Raw genomic sequence first — 18,202 nt, 5'->3', positions numbered from 1 at the left:
TGATTATTTGCGAAGCTGCATACTATATTCGTGAACAAACTCTGTTAAACGTTTCAATGTTGCCGGCTGGACTTCAGGGAAGACACCGTGGCCGAGGTTGAAAATATGGCTGCCGTGCTCGACGCCCTGTTCAACGATCACTTTTGCACGTTCCTCGATGATGTTCCAATCCGCAAGAAGCAAGGAAGGATCCAAGTTGCCTTGTAATGTTTTCGTTAATCCTCTTTCCCCAGCTTCCTTAATAGATAAACGCCAGTCCAATCCGACGACGTCGACAGGAAGGTCATGCCATTCATTCGCCAAGTGGCTTGCACCAACGCCAAACGTGATCAATGGAACATTCAATTCGCGAAGCTCAGTGAAAACTCGAGTCATAACTGGTTTGATGAACGTACGGTAATCGGAAACGTTCAATGCGCCGACCCATGAGTCGAATACTTGGATTGCCGCCGCTCCCGCCTTCACTTGAGCTTTGATCGATGCAACGATCGTGTCTCCTAATTTATCCATTAGTGCAAACCATGCTTCAGGCTCGGACACCATGAAGGATTTTGTCAAATTATAGCTTTTGGAAGGTCCACCCTCAATCATGTAGCTTGCAAGCGTGAATGGCGCCCCCGCAAAGCCGATCAGGGGTACAGTCAATTGTTCTTTCAAGATTTTAATCGTATCGATGACGTAAGGGATGTGGTCCTCCGGCGAAAGCTCTCCGAGATTATGTACATCCTGAACCGAACGGATTGGATTGGAAATGACCGGGCCGACACCCGCTTTTATTTTTACATCCACTCCAATTCCCGGAAGTGGCGTTACAATATCCTTATACAAGATCGCAGCATCGACATTATAGTTGTCGACAGGCAGCTTTGTTACATAAGCACAAAGCTCCGGCTGGTGAGTAATCTCTTCAAGTGAATACTTCTCTTTGATTTTACGGTATTCAGGTTGAGAACGGCCCGCCTGCCTCATAAACCAAACAGGCGTATGTTCGATTTTTTCTCCTCTTGCAGCACGAAGCAGTGTATCGTTAAATGTTGTCATAAAATCGATTCCCACTTTCTTTATCTTATTTTCGAACTTCGAACTTCACATATTCGCTTTCAAATATAGACGTTTCCTTTTTGAATGTATAGTGTTTGTCCCGATTTGTCATGAAATTGTGCTCACTTTCACTTGTTAGCCGCCACCAATTCGACAATGTTTGTTTTAATTGCCTGATTAAGGGAAAATATGAGATATACGTTAATTTTTAAGGAGGGTTTGGGAATGTATATGTATTTCACTACCGGAACGAGAGATTTCATGAAGAAACTCCGAGAGCGCCATGCGACGAAAGAGATGATTCTCATGCATGGCGGAGGCCAATCGGTCCTTTTGCATGAAACCGAAGCGAAGTCGGTCTTCCAGACTCCGAGGCGGTATGAAGTGATCAGCTCTGTCGGCAAATTGCAGGAACAGGGATACTTCGTCTGCAACAACGTCCCTGTTACGGATGAAGGCCGCCCTGTCTTCGAACACCGATTTTCGAAAAGAGACAGCCTCATTGAAAGCCAGAAAGGGTTCATCGCTTTCCGTCTGCTTCGACCGCTCGATTCGGACACGTACGTCGTCATGACCGAATGGGAGGAGCCCGCCGACTATGATCGGTGGAAAAACTCGCAAGCGTTCAAGCAATCTCCTTTATCGAACGATATGAAAGAATTCGCGAATAACACGACACATATTTTCTCGAGCGCTTCGTATATTACGACGTACGTTGCGAAAATCGATGACAGTGAATGATCGTTTCGACTGGATTGCTACCCCAGGAACGTATTGTTATAATTATGAATGAATAAATAAAATAACGCGTTTCGAGAGGGGTAATGGAATGAACGAGCAACTGTTCGAAAAGTTGGATCTCGCTTATGAAGAAATGGTCGTCATTCGCAGACATCTGCATATGCATCCGGAATTATCTTTTAAGGAAGAGAAAACGGCACAATACATCCACGATTTTTATGCTGATCTCGGCGTTGAAGTCCGTACAGGCGTAGGTGGCAACGGCGTCGTCGCACGCGTAAAAGGAGCGCGTCCCGGAAAGACGGTCGCGTTGCGCGCGGATTTCGATGCATTGCCGATTCAGGACGAAAAGGATGTCCCATACAAATCGACGGTACCTGGCGTTATGCACGCTTGCGGGCATGATGGGCATACAGCTGCATTGCTGCAACTGGCGAAAGCGATCCATGAACTGCGGGAAGATCTCGCGGGGGAATATGTCTTTATTCACCAACATGCAGAAGAATTTGCTCCAGGCGGGGCCATTTCAATGATTGAGGACGGTTGCCTGGATGGTGTCGATGTAATCTTCGGTACACATCTTTGGTCGCTTACCCCTTTCAAAACTATTGAATATTTAACAGGGCCGATCATGGCGGCTGCTGACCGTTTTGAAATTACGATTCAAGGCGCGGGAGGCCATGGAGCGGCGCCACACCAGACGAAGGATGCCGTCGTTATCGGCGCGCAGCTTGTCATGAATCTTCAACAGCTCGTGTCTCGCCGTGTGGATCCGATTGAATCTGCCGTATTGTCAGTCGGTTCATTCGTTGCGGATAACGCGTTCAACGTCATCGCGGACTCTGCGAAGCTTGGCGGCACCGTGCGGACATTCGATCCCGACATTCGTGACCTGATGGAGCGGGAAATGGCTCGGGTCGTGGAAGGTACGGCACTTGCCAACAATTGTGAAATTGAATTCAACTATTTCCGCGGCTATCCGGCAGTGGTGAACCATCAAGCCGAAACCGAGTTTTTGAAAACTGTGGCGGAGTCGGTTCCAGGCGTCGAGCATGTCGTTGAAAGCAAACCGCAAATGGGCGGAGAGGACTTCGCGTACTATTTGGAAAAGGTACCTGGCACATTTTTCTTCACAGGCGCCCAGCCTGCTGAAACCTATCCTCATCATCATCCGAAATTCGATTTCGAGGAACAAGCTATGCTCGTCGCAGCGAAAACACTCGGCGCTGCCGCATTGGATTATCAAGCCGAATAAAGAGTTTACCAACAGGCTGAATCCCCCGTTTTTTATAACGGCGGATTTTATGATTTCATAAATGGTAGAATTGTACTTTTTATCGAATAGTTCCAATTATTCATTCAAAAGGCTTGTTTTTCTATTTCCTTATCCTATAATACTAGTAAGGGATGGAATAAATAGGATAGGAGGAAGTAGGTTTGACTGAATTTGTAACTAGGTATTATATCTCGTTCGATACTCTCATGTTACAACCGAAGGAAGAAGGCAATAAAATCTTTACGAGGGTGATTGAGCGGAACAGAACTGTAATTGTACCAAAAAAACCGATACATATCGTGACGGGTTCTTGCGCTTTTTATGGCTCTACCTATAAAAATGTCATGAACACGTCAAGAGTACTATTTGGGGATAATAAGCAGAAGTCGCCTCTTTTAATGGCAAACGCTTTCGGAATTCCATTCATCTTCATTCCAACATTATCTCCCCTATCGGATCAAAATGTATGGATTTCCTATCATGCAATCGATTTCTTCACAGCTGACGGACTCGGGACTTCCGTCACATTGGAAAATGATCAGAAATATAAACTGGATATTTCAATCCCGACGATGTACAGGCAATATGCGCTGGCAAGACTGTTGGAGAGGGATTTTTTAAAAAAGCAGAAGGCATTTGACCGTTCCGCTTTCCTGTTTCCACCTAATGGCCAGCAAATTGATTACCCGATCTTGTAAAATACAAGTCCAATAATTCTTCAGTCCGGTTGCGCAGCCTAACATTCAAATAGCGACGGTGGTCTTCATAGCCTCCATTAATGAAAATGTATTCCGTAAACATACTATCCCTCGTTTTCCGAATCACTTTCATATTATGGCGCCGCAAATAGAACGTCGTTTCCTGCAGCTCACTTTGGACTTGCTTCACGGTAGCGTCGACGATTTTCAAGTAAGGGCCCTTCAATTTGAATGGGCCTTTTTCAAATAGTTCCCGATCGCGCTGCAACACGGTCAGAACCATCGGCAAGTAGATCATATTTTCAAAATGAGGCAATGCCTTTGCTGGAATTAAAGGCATCACGGTTTCCTCCTTTCAAAAGGAACATCTGTTCTCATTATACATTTTTCATTTCCGGAAAGCAAGATGGCGCAGTAGGTAATTTTAACCGCTAAAACTTGCTTTCCGTTCCGGCGTCCGCTTTCCGCGGGCATGGCTTGAGCCTCCTCGTCCGCTTTGCTCCCTCCGGGGTCTCAAGTCTCATGCTATTCCCGCAGGAAGACGCCTCCACTCCAAGCTTCAAATGTCAAATAAATTTATCCATACATTTAAATAGAACGAAAAAACTGCCCGGCAATAAAGGCCCGGACAGTTTTAGTTTGTGGAAGTTTTATTGTAACTAAACGTTATTTCTGATCTTCCATATAATAGACAGAATTTACTTTCCAATCCTCGCCCTCTTTTGTGAATACGGTCACTTGCCTGCCCTCACGGTTTGTCTCCAAGCCGGTGGACTTCTGTTTCATCTTCGTCGACAAGTTGGCAAACACTTGCGCCTCGCCTGTCTCCTCATCAAATTTTACAATTGTAATATCTTTCGCATCACGCGTCAGTTCAAATTGATCAAATACCGTTTCGATATACTCCCGCTCTTCATTCAGATCAAAGCTTTTCGGGTTTTCGGAAAGGGTACTCATATATTCATCGATATCCTGATGATTGAACGCATCGATATATGTATCGAACGATTTGAGAATGCTTTCCTTCTCTTCCGCCGGCACGTTTGCTGCCTCTTCGATCGTGCCGCCAGCCAAATTGAAGCCTACTTTACTTTCATCTACACCGTGATCGATTGAACCGAATTCACTCGGAACTTCCCCGTCATTTACCGAGCCGTGGTTTGATGAAGTATCTTCCTTTTTCGAACATGCGCCAATCATGAGTACGGATATAAGCAATGAGAAAACGAGTATTTTTTTCATTCTTCTTCCTCCTATACAGTTCCTATACAGTAAAAGGGACCTTCCTAATAGGAGGCCCCTTACATTATAACATTACTTCACTTCGACCCAACCATTTTTGATCGCTGTAACGACTGCTTGTGTACGGTCGTTAACGCCCATTTTCTGTAAAATGCTGGATACATGGTTTTTTACCGTTTTTTCGGAAATGAAGAGCGTTTCCCCGATTGTCCGGTTACTTTGCCCATCCGTCAACAACTGTAACACTTCACATTCACGCTTCGTCAATAGATGAAGCGGACGGCGAATATCATTTTGTTGGAAAGACCCTTTATGTTCACGCTCGCTTAGACGGCGGAATTCGGCTACAAGGTTATGCGTCACTTTTGGATGTAAATAAGATCCGCCTGAAGCAACAACTTTAATAGCTTGTACAATTGCGTCGGCATCCATTTCTTTCAGCATATAACCGAGTGCACCCGATTTCAATGCGTGCGATACGTATGATTCATCGTCATGGATAGATAGCATAATGACTTTTGCTTCCGGAAATTCGTTTTTCAGAACTTCCGTCGCCTCTACTCCATTCATTCCAGGCATATTAATGTCCATTAAGACGACGTCCGGCTCAAAGCGGCGATATAGCTCGACCACTTCTGTGCCATCGTCTCCTTCTCCCACAACATCGAATGAGTCTTCAAAATCAAGAATCCTTTTTACTCCTTCGCGGAAAAGCTGATGATCATCTACAATTACAATTTTCGTTTTCGTCATTGTCATTCCCTCCCAATACCCTATTCAATTATATTTTCATGTAACGGAATACGGAATAATACAGTTGTGCCTTTGCCAATTGTCGACATGATTTTCATCTCGCCTTTTAGCAGTTCGACGCGCTCCCGCATCCCTATAATGCCAAATGATTTTTCTTTTGTTTGGTTCGGATCAAATCCTTCACCATTATCTTTCACGATAATATTCATTGTATCACGAAGCCACTCTACTTTCACCCAAACATCTCTTGAATTTCCATGTTTAAGTGCATTTGAGATACACTCCTGGACGAGCCGGAAAATCGCTACTTCGATATTCGACTCGAATCTCCTTTCGGATCCATTGTTCACAAAATGGATTGTCGTGCCTTTTTCATATTCCATAACCGTCGAAGAATATTTTCGGAGTGTCGGAATTAATCCGAGATCATCGAGAGCCATCGGTCGCAAATCATAGATGATGCGACGGACTTCAAGAAGGGCATTCCGAACCATTTCCTTCAATTGATGCAGTTCAGATAAGGCGTCAATCGGACCTCTTTCGGTATACGTTTTTTCAATGAGTCCCGACCTAAGTAATACATTCGCAAGCATTTGTGCAGGTCCGTCATGGATGTCACGTGAAATCCGTTTACGTTCATCCTCTTGGGCTTGGATAATTTGAATGGCGAACTCTTGTTTCTGTCGGGCTGTTTCAAGCACTTCCCCGACTTTCTTCAAATCGGAAGTCAAATATGTAATGACTGTCGTCACTTGATTGACGAGATGATCCGCCTTTTCGATCGTCTCTAAAAGAGCTGCAATGCGCCGATCCAACTCATCCCGGCGAACACGCAACTGCTTTTCTTCCATCCGGTTGATTGACAGCCTGACGAGCAAATCATTAGCAACTTCATATGCTTGACGCACTTGTTCTTCAGAATAATGCATGAAGTTTTTAGAGACATCAGCAAGCCGTCTTCTAGATTGGCGAGTCATATCTTCCAAATAATCACCTTCAGTGATTACCCGGGAAATATCTTCTTTAATAACGGCGAGTTCATTTTGCATCTCATGGAAGGATTGACGGCTTTGTTCGCTAATCGCGAAAATATCATTTTTGGATTGATCCATTACATTAACCATATTGTCGAATATCTTTTCCAAATTTTGGATATTTATCGTCTCTTCGACCATTTCAACCCCTCCCTCCTGGAAATGAAAAACAGCTACACATAGGCATTGTTGCAGTATTCCTTAATTCCTTATACACTTTATTATTATATCATCGTAAAACTAATTGCGTATTACGATTGTATTACAAGTGATAGGAGTGCTGCAAATGCGAACGGATTATAAAACGGTCAAATTGTTCGGTGAAAGCGAGATCGTCATTCAGAAATCCAGGTTCCTCACATACGTTAAGAGAGTGGAGACGGAGGAGGAAGCGATAAGCTTCATTCAAGACATCAAGAAGATGCATCATACAGCCACACATAATTGTTCTGCCTATATCATCGGCGAGCACGATCAAATTCAAAAGGCGAATGACGATGGAGAACCTTCTGGCACAGCGGGTGTCCCAATGCTAGAAGTACTAAAGAAACAAGGGTTGAAAGACACGGCTGTTGTCGTGACACGCTATTTCGGTGGCATCAAATTAGGAGGCGGCGGACTCATCCGCGCGTATGGCCGCGCAACGACTGAAGGGATCGCCGCAACAGGTGTCGTCGAGCGCAAGCTTCACCAGCTTATGAAAGTGACCATTGATTACACATGGCTAGGAAAGGTTGAAAATGAAGCGCGGCAGTCGCCTTACCCTCTCGTAGAAATCCTCTATGAAGAAGACGTAAGTATAATAATGAATGTTCCAATTGCAGAGACCGAGGCATTTGTCAGCTGGATGACGGAATTAACGAATGGTCAAGCCGAAATTTCGGAAGTCTCAACTTCCTTCCTTGAATTTGATGTGCAATAATAGTATACGATTTAGAAAATTAATAGTATAATGGTGAAAGTTGACGATTCATTGAGTATTCTGTTGGATCGTATACATGGCGCGTCAACATATATGGAAGAGTAAATTTGCTTGGGATGATTCCTTAGCCAATGGTGGAGGCCAATACAAGCTATGAAAAGAAGAGACTATAAAAAAATGAAAAAGAAGAGGTCCAAAACACGACTGGCCATAAAGGTCGGTCTGTTAGTTTCGCTAACTGCCTTGCTTGCGATAGCAGCTTATGGCCTTTCATTGCGCAACCAAGCGGAACAGGCAGTCGATCGCGCATATGAAGCGGTTCCCGCCACACAGAAATCCGAAATTAGGGGCGAAGCAAAAGTGGAACCTGCTAAGGACAATGTGTCCGTCCTCCTGATCGGTGTGGATGATAGCGATGTGCGCCAAGGCAATAGCCGTTCTGATGCTCTTATTGTCGCTACATTCAATCCTGAAGAGAAATCAGTGAAGATGCTCAGCATTCCGCGCGATTCCTACGTCTATATTCCGAAGGTCGGCTATAAGGACAGAATCAATCATGCCCATGCATTCGGTGGAACTCATGCTTCTATCGAAACGGTAGAACAAATGCTTGATATTCCGATCGATTATTATGTGAAAATGAACTTCAATGCATTCATTGATGTTGTCGACGCACTAGGCGGGATCGAAGTCGAGGTTCCGTATAATAGGCTCGAAAAGGACGAAAATGACAGAAACACGATTCAATTGAAAAAAGGATTGCAAAAGCTTGACGGTAGACATGCCCTCGCATTGGCACGGACGCGTATGGCGGATAGCGATATCGAACGCGGAAAACGTCAACAGATGATTATGCAAGCGATCATTAAAGAGATGATATCCGTGAAGTCCATTGGGAAATACGGTGATGTCATCGAAGCAGTCGGCGACAATATGAAAACCGACTTGACCTTCAAAGAAATGACGTCTTTCTGGGAATATGCAAAAGGCGGCATGCCAAAAATGGACTCACTCAATTTGAAAGGCTATGATGATTGGTCGAAAGGTCCATATTATTATCAATTGGACAAGAATGATTTAGAGAATGTGAGCCAACTGTTGAAAGCTCATCTCGGCTTGATTCCAGACTCATCCTCTTTAACAGATAGCAATTCGAACATTATCGGAAGTACCGATGAATCCGCTGACGGCAGCGATGATTTTTAAATCGAATAAAATCAATAAATAAACCATCCCGGCTGATTTAATTAGTGGGATGGTTTTTTAATATATAAAAGTTAGAAAAGGGGTTGTATATTGTTGATTTACGCTCCAGGTGGACGCTTTCCGCGGGCGAGCGCTGAGCCAATCGAACAACGAAGAGTTCGATTTGCCGTATTTCTGCGTCCTTTGCAGAAATTAAGGCAGCCTATTTCCATCGGAGATATCACTATCTATAATTGCTGTGTCTCTAGAAAATCGCCAGAAAAGGCGACACTCCTGCGGGAAAAGCGTCAGGTGAAGACCCCGCAAACGGAGCGAAGCGAAGTGAGGAGGCTGAGGCGACGCCCGCGGAAAGGGAGCCGTTCTGGCGATTTTCGGTATTTAGGATAACCCTCTATCACTTTTTGAAAAGAAAAAAACTGTAGGCAAACACAGGAAATTCCTAGTGTTTGTCTACAGTCACTTATTTATAGCATTCATTTATTTTCCAATCATACGAACTAAATTCAACAACGGCCGGTAATTTGTTCCGGCCAGGCCGATGATTTCGACGAATAGCTCGATTGCTAGGAGCATGACGACGATCAGGACGATTGCACCCCATACAGTCGCTTGCGAGAAAAGCACTGCCGCTACACCGAAAAGAATAGCAAGTCCATAGATGATCAGGACCGTTTGTCGATGTGAGAATCCTGCCCGCAGCAAGCAATGATGCAAATGCGATTTATCAGGAGCTGAAATCGGTTGTTTCATCCGCACCCGACGGATAATCGCAAAGAATGTATCCGAAATCGGAACACCCAGAATGATAATCGGAATGACGAGTGAAATCATCGTGACGTTTTTATATCCTAATAGCGCAAGCACTGAAATCATATAGCCAAGGAATAAAGCTCCTGTATCCCCCATGAATATTTTCGCAGGGTGGAAATTATAAAATAGGAAGCCGAGTGAGCTTGCGGCCAAAATGGCAGCAGTCGCCACAACAAACATTTCACCCATGATCATCGCCATGAGCGTGATGGAAATAAGCGCGATCGTCGAAACGCCCGCCGCCAGACCATCCAATCCATCAATAAGATTAATAGCATTTGTAATGCCGATGATCCAAAGAATTGTTATAGGTATACTTAAATAGCCAAAATCAAACGGGCCAAAAAATGGTAAGTTAATAAATTCAATTTGTAATCCGCCCCATGTGACGACGACAATTGCAGCAGCCAATTGACCGAGCATCTTCGCCTTGGCGGTAATATCAAGCATGTCATCAAGGAAGCCTGTTATAATGATGATAACGGCTCCAACGAGAATTCCGATCGCATGTTCATCTTCAGGACGCAACAATAAATAACCGACAACGAAAGCACCGAAAATCGCTATCCCTCCGATACGTGGCATGACAGATGCATGCACCTTCCGATAATTCGGATGATCGACTGCTCCAATGCGGAACGCGAATTTAATGACTAGCGGAGTCAGTATGATGGAAGCTATGAATGCAGCAGCCATTGCAAGGAATAACATGTCCTTCCTCCCCGTAATTACATTAATTTATTTAGCCACAAGTATTATAGCACGTCTGTCAATGGAAAGCACCCAAGTTCGTGAAACTGGACACTCAATTCTACCTTACCCTTTTGTAAGATAGAGTATGCATAACTACAGAATGCACAATTTCGTAACAAGGTAGTCTTTTCCCATATAGTTTGATAAAATAAAACAGTATCCTTAATAGTAGGATAAGATAAAGGAGCGTCAATCATATGTTATCAATATTTAAACGTTCAAATCAAACGAGCGAAAGACAACTTCGAAAATACCGCAAAGTTGTGCAACACATAAATGACCTGGAATCGAAATACGAAACATTGTCCGACGAAGAACTTGCACATATGACGGAAGTGTTCAAAGTACAAGTTCAAGAAGGCGAAACGATACAAACAATTCTTCCCGACGCATTTGCCGTCGTCCGCGAAGCTTCCAAGCGGGTATTGGGCATGCGTCATTTTGACGTGCAGCTCATCGGCGGGATGGTTTTGGCGGAAGGCAATATCGCCGAAATGCCTACCGGAGAAGGAAAGACACTTGTCGCTTCCCTCCCATCCTATTTACGCGCTTTGGAAGGAAAAGGCGTTCACGTTATTACGGTAAACGATTATCTAGCAAAGCGGGACTATGATCAGATCGGCCAAATCCACCGTTTTCTAGGATTGACTGTCGGCTTGAACGTTCCGATGATGCAAGGCCCTGCGAAACAGAAAGCGTATATGGCCGATATTACATACGGCGTCGGAACGGAGTTCGGTTTTGATTACCTCCGTGACAATATGGTTCAGCATACTTCCCAGAAAGTTCAACGCCCGTATCACTTCGCCATTATTGATGAAGTGGACAGCGTTTTGATTGATGAAGCGAAAACACCTTTGATCGTCGCGGGGAAAATGCAAGCGGATCCGGACCTTCATTACATCGCTGCAAGACTTGCAAAGCGATTTAAAAAAGGCGTAGATTTTGAGTTTGATGATGAAACAAAAGCGACTTCCCTCACAGACGAAGGGATTGGAAAAGTAGAGAAGGCATTCGGCATCGATAATCTATACGAACTTGAGCACCAAACCCTTTATCATTACGTGATTCAGGCTGTCCGTGCCTACGTCATTTTCAAACGTGACGTCGATTATATCGTGAAAGATGACAAAATCGAACTTGTCGACATGTTCACTGGGCGGATCATGGAAGGACGGACGCTTTCCGACGGTCTTCACCAGGCGATTGAGGCGAAGGAAGGCTTGCCGATTACCGATGAGAATAAAGCCCAAGCACAAATTACGATCCAAAACTATTTCCGTATGTATCCAAAGTTAAGCGGTATGACGGGAACGGCGAAAACTCAGGAAAAGGAATTCCGTGAAGTCTATAATATGGAAGTCATCCAAATTCCAACGAATCGCCCTCGCCAGCGGATTGATTCGCCTGACCGAGTATATCAAACTATTGAACAAAAGTATGAAGCGGTTGCGAAGGAAGTGGCGGAGCGCCATAAGAAAGGACAACCTGTTCTTGTCGGAACAACTTCTATCCTTCAATCAGAAAAAGTAGCAGAGTATTTGGATCGCGAGAATCTTGAATATCATCTATTGAATGCGAAAAGTGTCGAGCAGGAAGTCGATCTCATTTCCCAAGCGGGGCAACGAGGACATATTACGGTCGCCACAAATATGGCGGGACGCGGAACGGACATTATGCTTGGTGAAGGTGTCGAGGAACTTGGCGGTCTGTTCGTCCTCGGTACGGAAAAGCACGAAAGCCGACGAATCGACAACCAGCTTCGCGGACGGTCCGGCCGTCAAGGGGACCACGGCGAAAGCCAGTTTTTCATCTCACTTGAAGACGATATGTTCAAACGTTTCGCAAAGGATGATCTTGAGAAATTCAATAAGAAAGTCGATGTGGATGAAAACGGTCTCGTCTTAAACTCCGATGTGAACGAGCTTACGGAGCGTACACAGCGGATCGTCGAGGGCGCCCACTTCGCAATGCGTGAGTACAATTTGAAACTCGATGACGTTATCAATGATCAGCGCGGCGTCCTCTATACGTTGCGGGATAAAGTGCTCGAGCGCGAAAACCTTATGGATCAATTGAAAACAATGATGTCCGAGGCAGTGGAATTCGTTATCTATGATAGCTGTCCAGAACACGAAACTTCGGACAGCTTCGATTTCGATCGAATTGAGCGCACGATGAACGGACTTCTATTGGAGCCTGTTGCACTTCCACGCACCTTAGAAAAGCCAGCCGACATTTTGAAGTTTTATGAAGAGCCGGTTGCTGCACTGTTTGCGTATTTAAATACGTTTGCTGACAATGAACAAGTGAATGAGATTATTCCACAAGTGATGTTAAGCCATATCGATGTAATGTGGGTGAAACATCTGGAAGTAATGGCTCGTCTGAAGGAAGGAATCGGATTGCGGTCGTATGGCCAAGAAGATCCGATGCGTATTTATCAGCGTGAAGGCTTGCAATTATTCGGCAAGCACTATCAGAAGCTGCGGAGGGATATCGCAGCCGAAGTGATCGGCTTTATGAAGGTTATTTCACAACAACAGGAGGCCCAAGAATCATGAAACTCTTTAATTTATTCAAGAAAACCGAAAAAACGGGTTCAGACAGCACGATCGATTCAGAAGAAATTTTAGAAGGTAGTGCACAGTCACAAGGAACGGACGAAGTCGAGACGACTCTTTCGCTCCATCCGCAATGGACGCTAACCCAAGAACAGGAATACGTATTCCGCTTCCTTGCAAATGAACTGGAACCGCTGAAGCCGAACCAAATTTCCCTCTCCGGCATCGACATTGACGTCGAACCGGCAAATGGAAGCTGGCTCGTCAAATCATTCTTCCGTTCTTCATTGGAACAGTCGATTTCCGTCGGCTCTGTCGAGTTGATGTTGCTTGATGCTGAAGGTAAGACACTTGCATCGCAAGAATTCGATTTGAAAGAGCTGGGCGACATCCCTGGAAAAAGCGCACGTCCTTGGGTATTCGCTTTCACGAAGGATAATATTTTCGCCGAAGAGCCTCCTGCTGAAAACTGGAAGCTTGCGTTCAACGTCCAATCGATGGTGCCGCATAAGCTTGAGTTGGAGCAAGCGTGGGAAGATGGCCTAACAGCTGAGCAAAAAGAAGCGCTTGAAAAAGTCGTTGCCAACATGCCAAAGCTGAAGCCGCGTGAAGTGAACTTTGCCGGGTTCCAAGTGAAGAAACAGGAAGACGGAAGCATTGCAGCATCGATCTTCATCCGCAACGGCCATTCGAAACAGATCAATATCGAAAAGCTTCCATTGGAACTTGTCGATGCGACTGGCGAAATCGTTGCACGCGGATCATTCGATCTAGCGCCGCTTTCTGTCAAAGCGAACACATCGAAACCATGGACGTTCATTTATCCGAAAGAAATGGTCCAAAAGGAAAACCCGGATTTCTCCCGTTGGACAATCCGTGTACCTCAATAATGTAAATTTGAAAGCCGCGAAATTCGCGGCTTTTTTAATTTTGCGGCGTTGCGTTCGGTTATGCTCGAGTTTAGTACTGTTTTGCGCGATTTAGGTTGGGTTATGCGCGAGTTCGAAGGAGTTTTGCGCGAGTTTGAGTGAGTAATGCGCGACTTTTGCCTAGTTATGATCATTTCGTTACTTTAGACCCACTCTCGTATTTTATTATTGAACATAAAAAAACGGATTCCCCGTAAAGGAATCCGTTTTATTTATTGAATGCTACATCATCAGTTCCAGTAATGCGCTTCGCTCCTACATACCGCTTGCCCCAATAATGAGGGTCGTCGATTTTGGCGATGCTCACTCCTTTAGTTGATGATGAATGAGCGAAACTGCCGTCCCCAATATATATACCGACGTGGGAGACCCCTTTGCCGGACGTGTTAAAAAATACAAGATCTCCTTCTATTAGATCGCTTTTGTCGACCTTTGTCCCGGATGCGTACATGCCGGAAGACGTGCGGGCTAATGAGATTCCATGTTGATTAAACACATATCGTACAAATCCAGAACAATCAAATCCAGCTGTCGTCGTTCCGCCATACGCATAGCGGATGCCTTGCAGGCTCTTAGCCGTTTCTGAAATGGAAGCCGTATCGGATGATGCTTCGACCTGATCAAAGATAGGTGTGAACGATAACACGAGGACAATTGCAAAAAATGCAATCTGCCTTTGCATGCGCGTAAGTATTCTCATATGATCCCCCGAATTTATATTTATCTGAATATTTGTATGAGATTACTTTAACATGTACTATGCTCGTCCTATATTACAATTCGGTAACAGAAACATTACAAAATCTTTCGTTTTTTTCACTTTGAAACATTCCTGTCATCTATCTATCCATAAGAAAAGCCGCATCCTATGGGACGCGGCTTTTCATTAAAATTCCAAGTCTGTAATAATTGTAACATCATCGTGTTCGAGAAGGTACGTAATCGTCCAGTCAGGGTCGACTTTGCCTTCGAGCACTTTTGAGATGGCTGGGCGTTTTTTCTCTCCAAATGCTAAAAGTACCAACTTTTTGGCGCTCATAATGGAGGCGATTCCCATCGTAATGGCTATATTCGGGATTTCTTCGTCATTTTCGAAGTACTGGCTGTTCACGCCGAGTGTTGAATCTGTCAACGTAGCGACATGTGTGACGGAATCTTTCGGTGTGCCAGGTTCGTTGAATGCGATATGGCCGTTTTCGCCGACGCCTAACAGTTGAATGTCTAGTTTTGCGTCTTGCAATGCTTGCTCATAACGTCTGCATTCTTCCTCCAGGTCTTCCGCCATGCCGTCCGGTATATTTGTTTCCTTAAATTTCTTCTTATTAAATAGATGTTCTTTCATGAAATACGCGTAGCTATTCGGGCTGGATGCAGTTAAGCCGACATATTCATCGAGATTGAATGTTGTTACATCCGAGAAGTCCAGTTCCGATTCCGTCAATCTCTTATAGACGGGGATCATCGTACTTCCTGTTGCCAATCCAAGCACATGAAGTCGATTATGCTCAAGCTCTTCTTTTATCACCTGATAAAAGCGCTCTGCTCCTTTATCTGGGCTTTCAACTTGAATAAGTTTAACGTTTTCCATCATTCTCAACCGACTTTCATTATAGATTTGGTTTTACTGTCTAATTGTAATTTCCAAAAACAGTATGGTCAATTAAAAGATTAATATGCACGGAAGATTGACCACACTTCTATTCCCCTTTTGTATCTTTTAAAACTCATATCATTTTGCTAATTTGTATGTCTAATTTTTGAAGGCGTTGTGAACAAAGTGTGTACTATTTCCCAAAATATAGATTCATAGGGATTTCCCTAATTCTCTATTTTTTCACCAAGCTTATGATAAAAGTATGAGGCAGACAACTTCAAGCAGGAGGTGGAAAGTATGGCTAAGGGCAACTCAAAGAAGCGTCCACAAGTAACCGCTGATTCCGGAATCAATCTAAAAGGGACTTTCATCTCAGTCATGCTGCTAGGTGTCTTTATCCTAGTACTATGGTTCGGACTGTACGCACTTTTTTTATCAAGATAATGAAACTTGTTAGGAGGAACAACGATGCATTTGCATAAATACGAAAAGATCTGGCTTACGTTCGGATTAGGGTCGCTCGCACTTTTCCTTATCATTATCGGTTTTGCAGCTTTCTGGAAAGGAACGCATCCAATGAGCCATATCGAAACGATCGATCCGCAAAACGTCGAGGCGCATGATTCTTTTAAACCTGAGAACCTCGGCCTTCGCGAAGTGGCAGAAGGAAAATATACGGTGAATATCGTCGCTTCCGCATTCAATTATGATTTCGGTAATGACGCGGACGGTAAGCCCGTTAAAAAGATCCGTATACCAAAGGGTTCTACTGTTTTATTCCAGGTCACTACTAAGGACGTCGTGCACGGCTTCCAAGTTGCAGGCACGAATGTCAACATGATGGTTGAGCCAGGGCATGTGAGCCGGCTTGAAACAGTAATGAAAAATACCGGTGAATTCACCGTCGTCTGCAATGAGTATTGCGGAATCGGCCACCATCAAATGTTTGCAACTGTGGAGGTGTATGAATGATGTTAAAAAACAATTCGTTTTCGAAGAAGGAATCCCGTCTGTATATGTCGTTCATGCATGTCACGTTCGCGGCATTGCTCGTCGGGGGGCTCATGGGTCTCTTGCAAGTATTGTCCCGGTCGGGTAAGTTTCAATTGCCATTTGGAATTAATTACTATACGATTTTGACTGTTCACGGCGTTATTTTAGGTTTAGTCTTAACGACATTCTTCATCATCGGTTTTCAATTTTCCCTCATGGGGAAAACGGTCGGCATCTCTGATCAACAACGTAAATGGGGATGGGTTTCGTTCTGGACGATGCTCGTCGGAACGATTACTGCAGCAATCACCATTCTAGTCGGTGAGGCAAACGTATTGTATACATTTTATGCACCGCTTCGTGCGCATGCTGCATTTTACATCGGACTCGCTCTAGTCATCGTCGGGAGCTGGATTGCCGTATTCGTCAATTTCAGACAGCTCTATGTTTGGAAAAAGGCGAATCCGGGTCAGAAATCTCCATTGCTCTCATTCATGGTTGTTATCAATATGGCGATGTGGTTCATCGCATCGCTCGGCGTGGCATCGTCCGTTTTAATTCAATTCATTCCTTGGTCATTAGGTTACGCGGCAACAATCAACGTATTGCTAAGCCGTACGCTGTTCTGGTATTTCGGCCATCCGCTCGTCTATTTCTGGCTGTTACCGGCGTATATGGCATGGTATGCAATTATCCCGAAAATTATCGGCGGTAAATTGTTCAGTGATTCTCTTGCAAGACTTTCTTTCATTCTATTGCTTATGTTCTCAATTCCAGTTGGCTTTCACCATCAATTGACAGAGCCCGGAATTGATCCGACGTGGAAATTCATCCAAGTCGCCCTGACATTCATGGTTGTCATTCCGACATTGATGACCGCGTTCTCGATATTTGCAACATTTGAAATTACAGGTCGTCGTAAAGGCCATAAAGGGCTGTTCGGTTGGTTCAGACATTTGCCTTGGAAGGACGTTCGTTTCCTTGCGCCTTTCATCGGGATGGTCGCTTTCATTCCGGGCGGCGCGGGCGGTATCGTCAATGCGTCCCACCAAATGAATACGCTCATCCATAATACGATTTGGGTAACTGGCCATTTCCATTTGACGGCTGCAACGACAGTAATTCTGACGTTCTTCGGAATCGCCTACTGGCTCGTCCCACACTTGACCGGCAGACGTTTAACGCCGAAGTTGAATAAGCTCGGGATCATTCAAACGATCATTTGGACTGTAGGTATGACGATCATGTCAACAGCGATGCATATCCAAGGTCTCCTTGGCGGTCCAAGACGTTCCGACTTCTCGAATTATGCGGGCGGTGAACAAGTGAGCACATGGATCAGCTACCAGATGGCTCAAGCAATTGGAGGAACGATTCTGTTCATCGGGATTATCTTGATGGTCTATATCTTCATCCAACTCGCGTTTTTCGCACCACGTGGCGTTCAGGAATACCCGATTGCAGAAGAAGAGATCGATGCAGACCCAACTCCAAAAATTTTAGAAAACTGGTATTTATGGATTGGGATTACAATCGCCCTCATCCTCTTTGCCTATACAATTCCAGTAATCGATATTATCAAGCACTCCCCTCCAGGGTCGCTGCCATTTGACTGGCCGATAGGACGATAAGAATAAATTAAGCCT

18 protein-coding genes are annotated in these 18,202 nt (G+C 44.6%); 10 read left to right on the top strand and 8 right to left on the bottom strand.

The window, feature by feature from the left end; all coding sequences use genetic code 11:
- Positions 1-3: 3 nt before the first annotated feature.
- Positions 4-1,041 (bottom strand): uroporphyrinogen decarboxylase, encoded by a 1,038-nt coding sequence (gene hemE, locus MHZ92_RS09285; protein WP_239431405.1) that lies wholly within the window; start codon positions 1,039-1,041, stop codon positions 4-6.
- A 225-nt stretch (positions 1,042-1,266) separates the two neighbouring features.
- Here hemE and MHZ92_RS09280 point away from each other — a divergent pair, with 225 nt between their 5' ends.
- The 3 genes from MHZ92_RS09280 (at position 1,267) to MHZ92_RS09270 (ending at position 3,756) form a co-directional block, all read left to right on the top strand.
- A complete protein-coding gene (locus tag MHZ92_RS09280; RefSeq protein ID WP_239431404.1) occupies positions 1,267-1,782 on the top strand; it encodes an antibiotic biosynthesis monooxygenase family protein in 516 nt (171 codons plus the stop codon).
- Positions 1,783-1,870: 88 nt separating this feature from the next.
- Entirely contained in the window at positions 1,871-3,037 is a 1,167-nt protein-coding gene (locus MHZ92_RS09275) for a M20 family metallopeptidase (protein ID WP_239431403.1), read from the top strand.
- A 182-nt stretch (positions 3,038-3,219) separates the two neighbouring features.
- Positions 3,220-3,756 carry a competence protein ComK gene (locus MHZ92_RS09270; protein ID WP_239431402.1) on the top strand — a complete coding sequence of 179 codons (537 nt, stop codon included), beginning with the start codon at positions 3,220-3,222 and terminating at the stop codon, positions 3,754-3,756.
- On the opposite strand, the gene MHZ92_RS09265 is transcribed toward MHZ92_RS09270, so the two are convergent.
- The 4 genes from MHZ92_RS09265 to MHZ92_RS09250 form a co-directional block, all read right to left on the bottom strand.
- Positions 3,722-4,096: a hypothetical protein gene (locus MHZ92_RS09265; protein WP_239431401.1), complete on the bottom strand. Its 375-nt coding sequence runs from the start codon at positions 4,094-4,096 to the stop codon at positions 3,722-3,724. The genes MHZ92_RS09270 and MHZ92_RS09265 overlap by 35 nt on opposite strands.
- Before the next feature lie 326 nt (positions 4,097-4,422).
- Positions 4,423-4,998: a nuclear transport factor 2 family protein gene (locus tag MHZ92_RS09260; RefSeq protein WP_239431400.1), complete on the bottom strand. Its 576-nt coding sequence runs from the start codon at positions 4,996-4,998 to the stop codon at positions 4,423-4,425.
- Between the two features lie 72 nt (positions 4,999-5,070).
- Entirely contained in the window at positions 5,071-5,751 is a 681-nt protein-coding gene (locus MHZ92_RS09255; RefSeq protein WP_239431399.1) for a response regulator, read from the bottom strand.
- A gap of 20 nt (positions 5,752-5,771) precedes the next feature.
- A complete protein-coding gene (locus MHZ92_RS09250) occupies positions 5,772-6,926 on the bottom strand; it encodes a sensor histidine kinase (RefSeq protein WP_239431398.1) in 1,155 nt (384 codons plus the stop codon).
- Between the two features lie 145 nt (positions 6,927-7,071).
- Here MHZ92_RS09250 and MHZ92_RS09245 point away from each other — a divergent pair, with 145 nt between their 5' ends.
- Positions 7,072-7,707, top strand: a complete 636-nt coding sequence (locus tag MHZ92_RS09245) for a YigZ family protein (protein ID WP_239431397.1) — start codon at positions 7,072-7,074, stop codon at positions 7,705-7,707.
- Between the two features lie 153 nt (positions 7,708-7,860).
- Positions 7,861-8,913, top strand: coding sequence for an LCP family protein (locus MHZ92_RS09240; RefSeq protein ID WP_239431396.1), 1,053 nt, complete (start codon positions 7,861-7,863; stop codon positions 8,911-8,913).
- 477 nt (positions 8,914-9,390) lie between these two features.
- Here MHZ92_RS09240 and MHZ92_RS09235 read toward each other — a convergent pair whose 3' ends face one another.
- Complete coding sequence (locus tag MHZ92_RS09235; protein ID WP_239431395.1) at positions 9,391-10,434, bottom strand: glycosyltransferase family 4 protein; 1,044 nt, start codon at positions 10,432-10,434, stop codon at positions 9,391-9,393.
- 239 nt (positions 10,435-10,673) lie between these two features.
- On the opposite strand from MHZ92_RS09235, the gene secA2 reads away from it, so the two are divergent.
- Both secA2 and MHZ92_RS09225 read left to right on the top strand, forming a co-directional pair.
- Complete coding sequence (gene secA2, locus MHZ92_RS09230) at positions 10,674-13,040, top strand: accessory Sec system translocase SecA2 (protein WP_239431394.1); 2,367 nt, start codon at positions 10,674-10,676, stop codon at positions 13,038-13,040.
- On the top strand, positions 13,037-13,930 hold the full coding sequence (locus MHZ92_RS09225; RefSeq protein ID WP_239431393.1) for an accessory Sec system S-layer assembly protein: 894 nt from the start codon (positions 13,037-13,039) through the stop codon (positions 13,928-13,930). Before secA2 ends, MHZ92_RS09225 begins: the two co-directional genes overlap by 4 nt.
- Positions 13,931-14,177: 247 nt before the next feature.
- Here MHZ92_RS09225 and MHZ92_RS09220 read toward each other — a convergent pair whose 3' ends face one another.
- Both MHZ92_RS09220 and MHZ92_RS09215 read right to left on the bottom strand, forming a co-directional pair.
- Positions 14,178-14,669 (bottom strand): C40 family peptidase, encoded by a 492-nt coding sequence (locus MHZ92_RS09220; RefSeq protein WP_239431392.1) that lies wholly within the window; start codon positions 14,667-14,669, stop codon positions 14,178-14,180.
- Between the two features lie 186 nt (positions 14,670-14,855).
- The gene (locus MHZ92_RS09215; RefSeq protein WP_239431391.1) at positions 14,856-15,557 is read right to left on the bottom strand and encodes a glucosamine-6-phosphate deaminase; all 702 of its coding nucleotides are present in this window, start codon (positions 15,555-15,557) and stop codon (positions 14,856-14,858) included.
- Positions 15,558-15,860: 303 nt separating this feature from the next.
- Here MHZ92_RS09215 and MHZ92_RS09210 point away from each other — a divergent pair, with 303 nt between their 5' ends.
- The 3 genes from MHZ92_RS09210 to MHZ92_RS09200 are packed head-to-tail and all read left to right on the top strand — an operon-like array spanning position 15,861 to position 18,187.
- Entirely contained in the window at positions 15,861-16,007 is a 147-nt protein-coding gene (locus MHZ92_RS09210; RefSeq protein WP_239431390.1) for a cytochrome c oxidase subunit 2A, read from the top strand.
- 24 nt (positions 16,008-16,031) lie between these two features.
- Positions 16,032-16,535 (top strand): cytochrome c oxidase subunit II, encoded by a 504-nt coding sequence (locus tag MHZ92_RS09205; protein ID WP_239431389.1) that lies wholly within the window; start codon positions 16,032-16,034, stop codon positions 16,533-16,535.
- Positions 16,532-18,187 (top strand): b(o/a)3-type cytochrome-c oxidase subunit 1, encoded by a 1,656-nt coding sequence (locus tag MHZ92_RS09200; RefSeq protein WP_239431388.1) that lies wholly within the window; start codon positions 16,532-16,534, stop codon positions 18,185-18,187. Before MHZ92_RS09205 ends, MHZ92_RS09200 begins: the two co-directional genes overlap by 4 nt.
- Positions 18,188-18,202 lie beyond the last annotated feature (15 nt).

This window comes from Sporosarcina sp. ACRSL, from assembly GCF_022346605.1.
Taxonomy (GTDB): Bacteria; Bacillota; Bacilli; order Bacillales_A; family Planococcaceae; genus Sporosarcina.
This window is presented reverse-complemented; position numbering and strand designations above follow the sequence as displayed.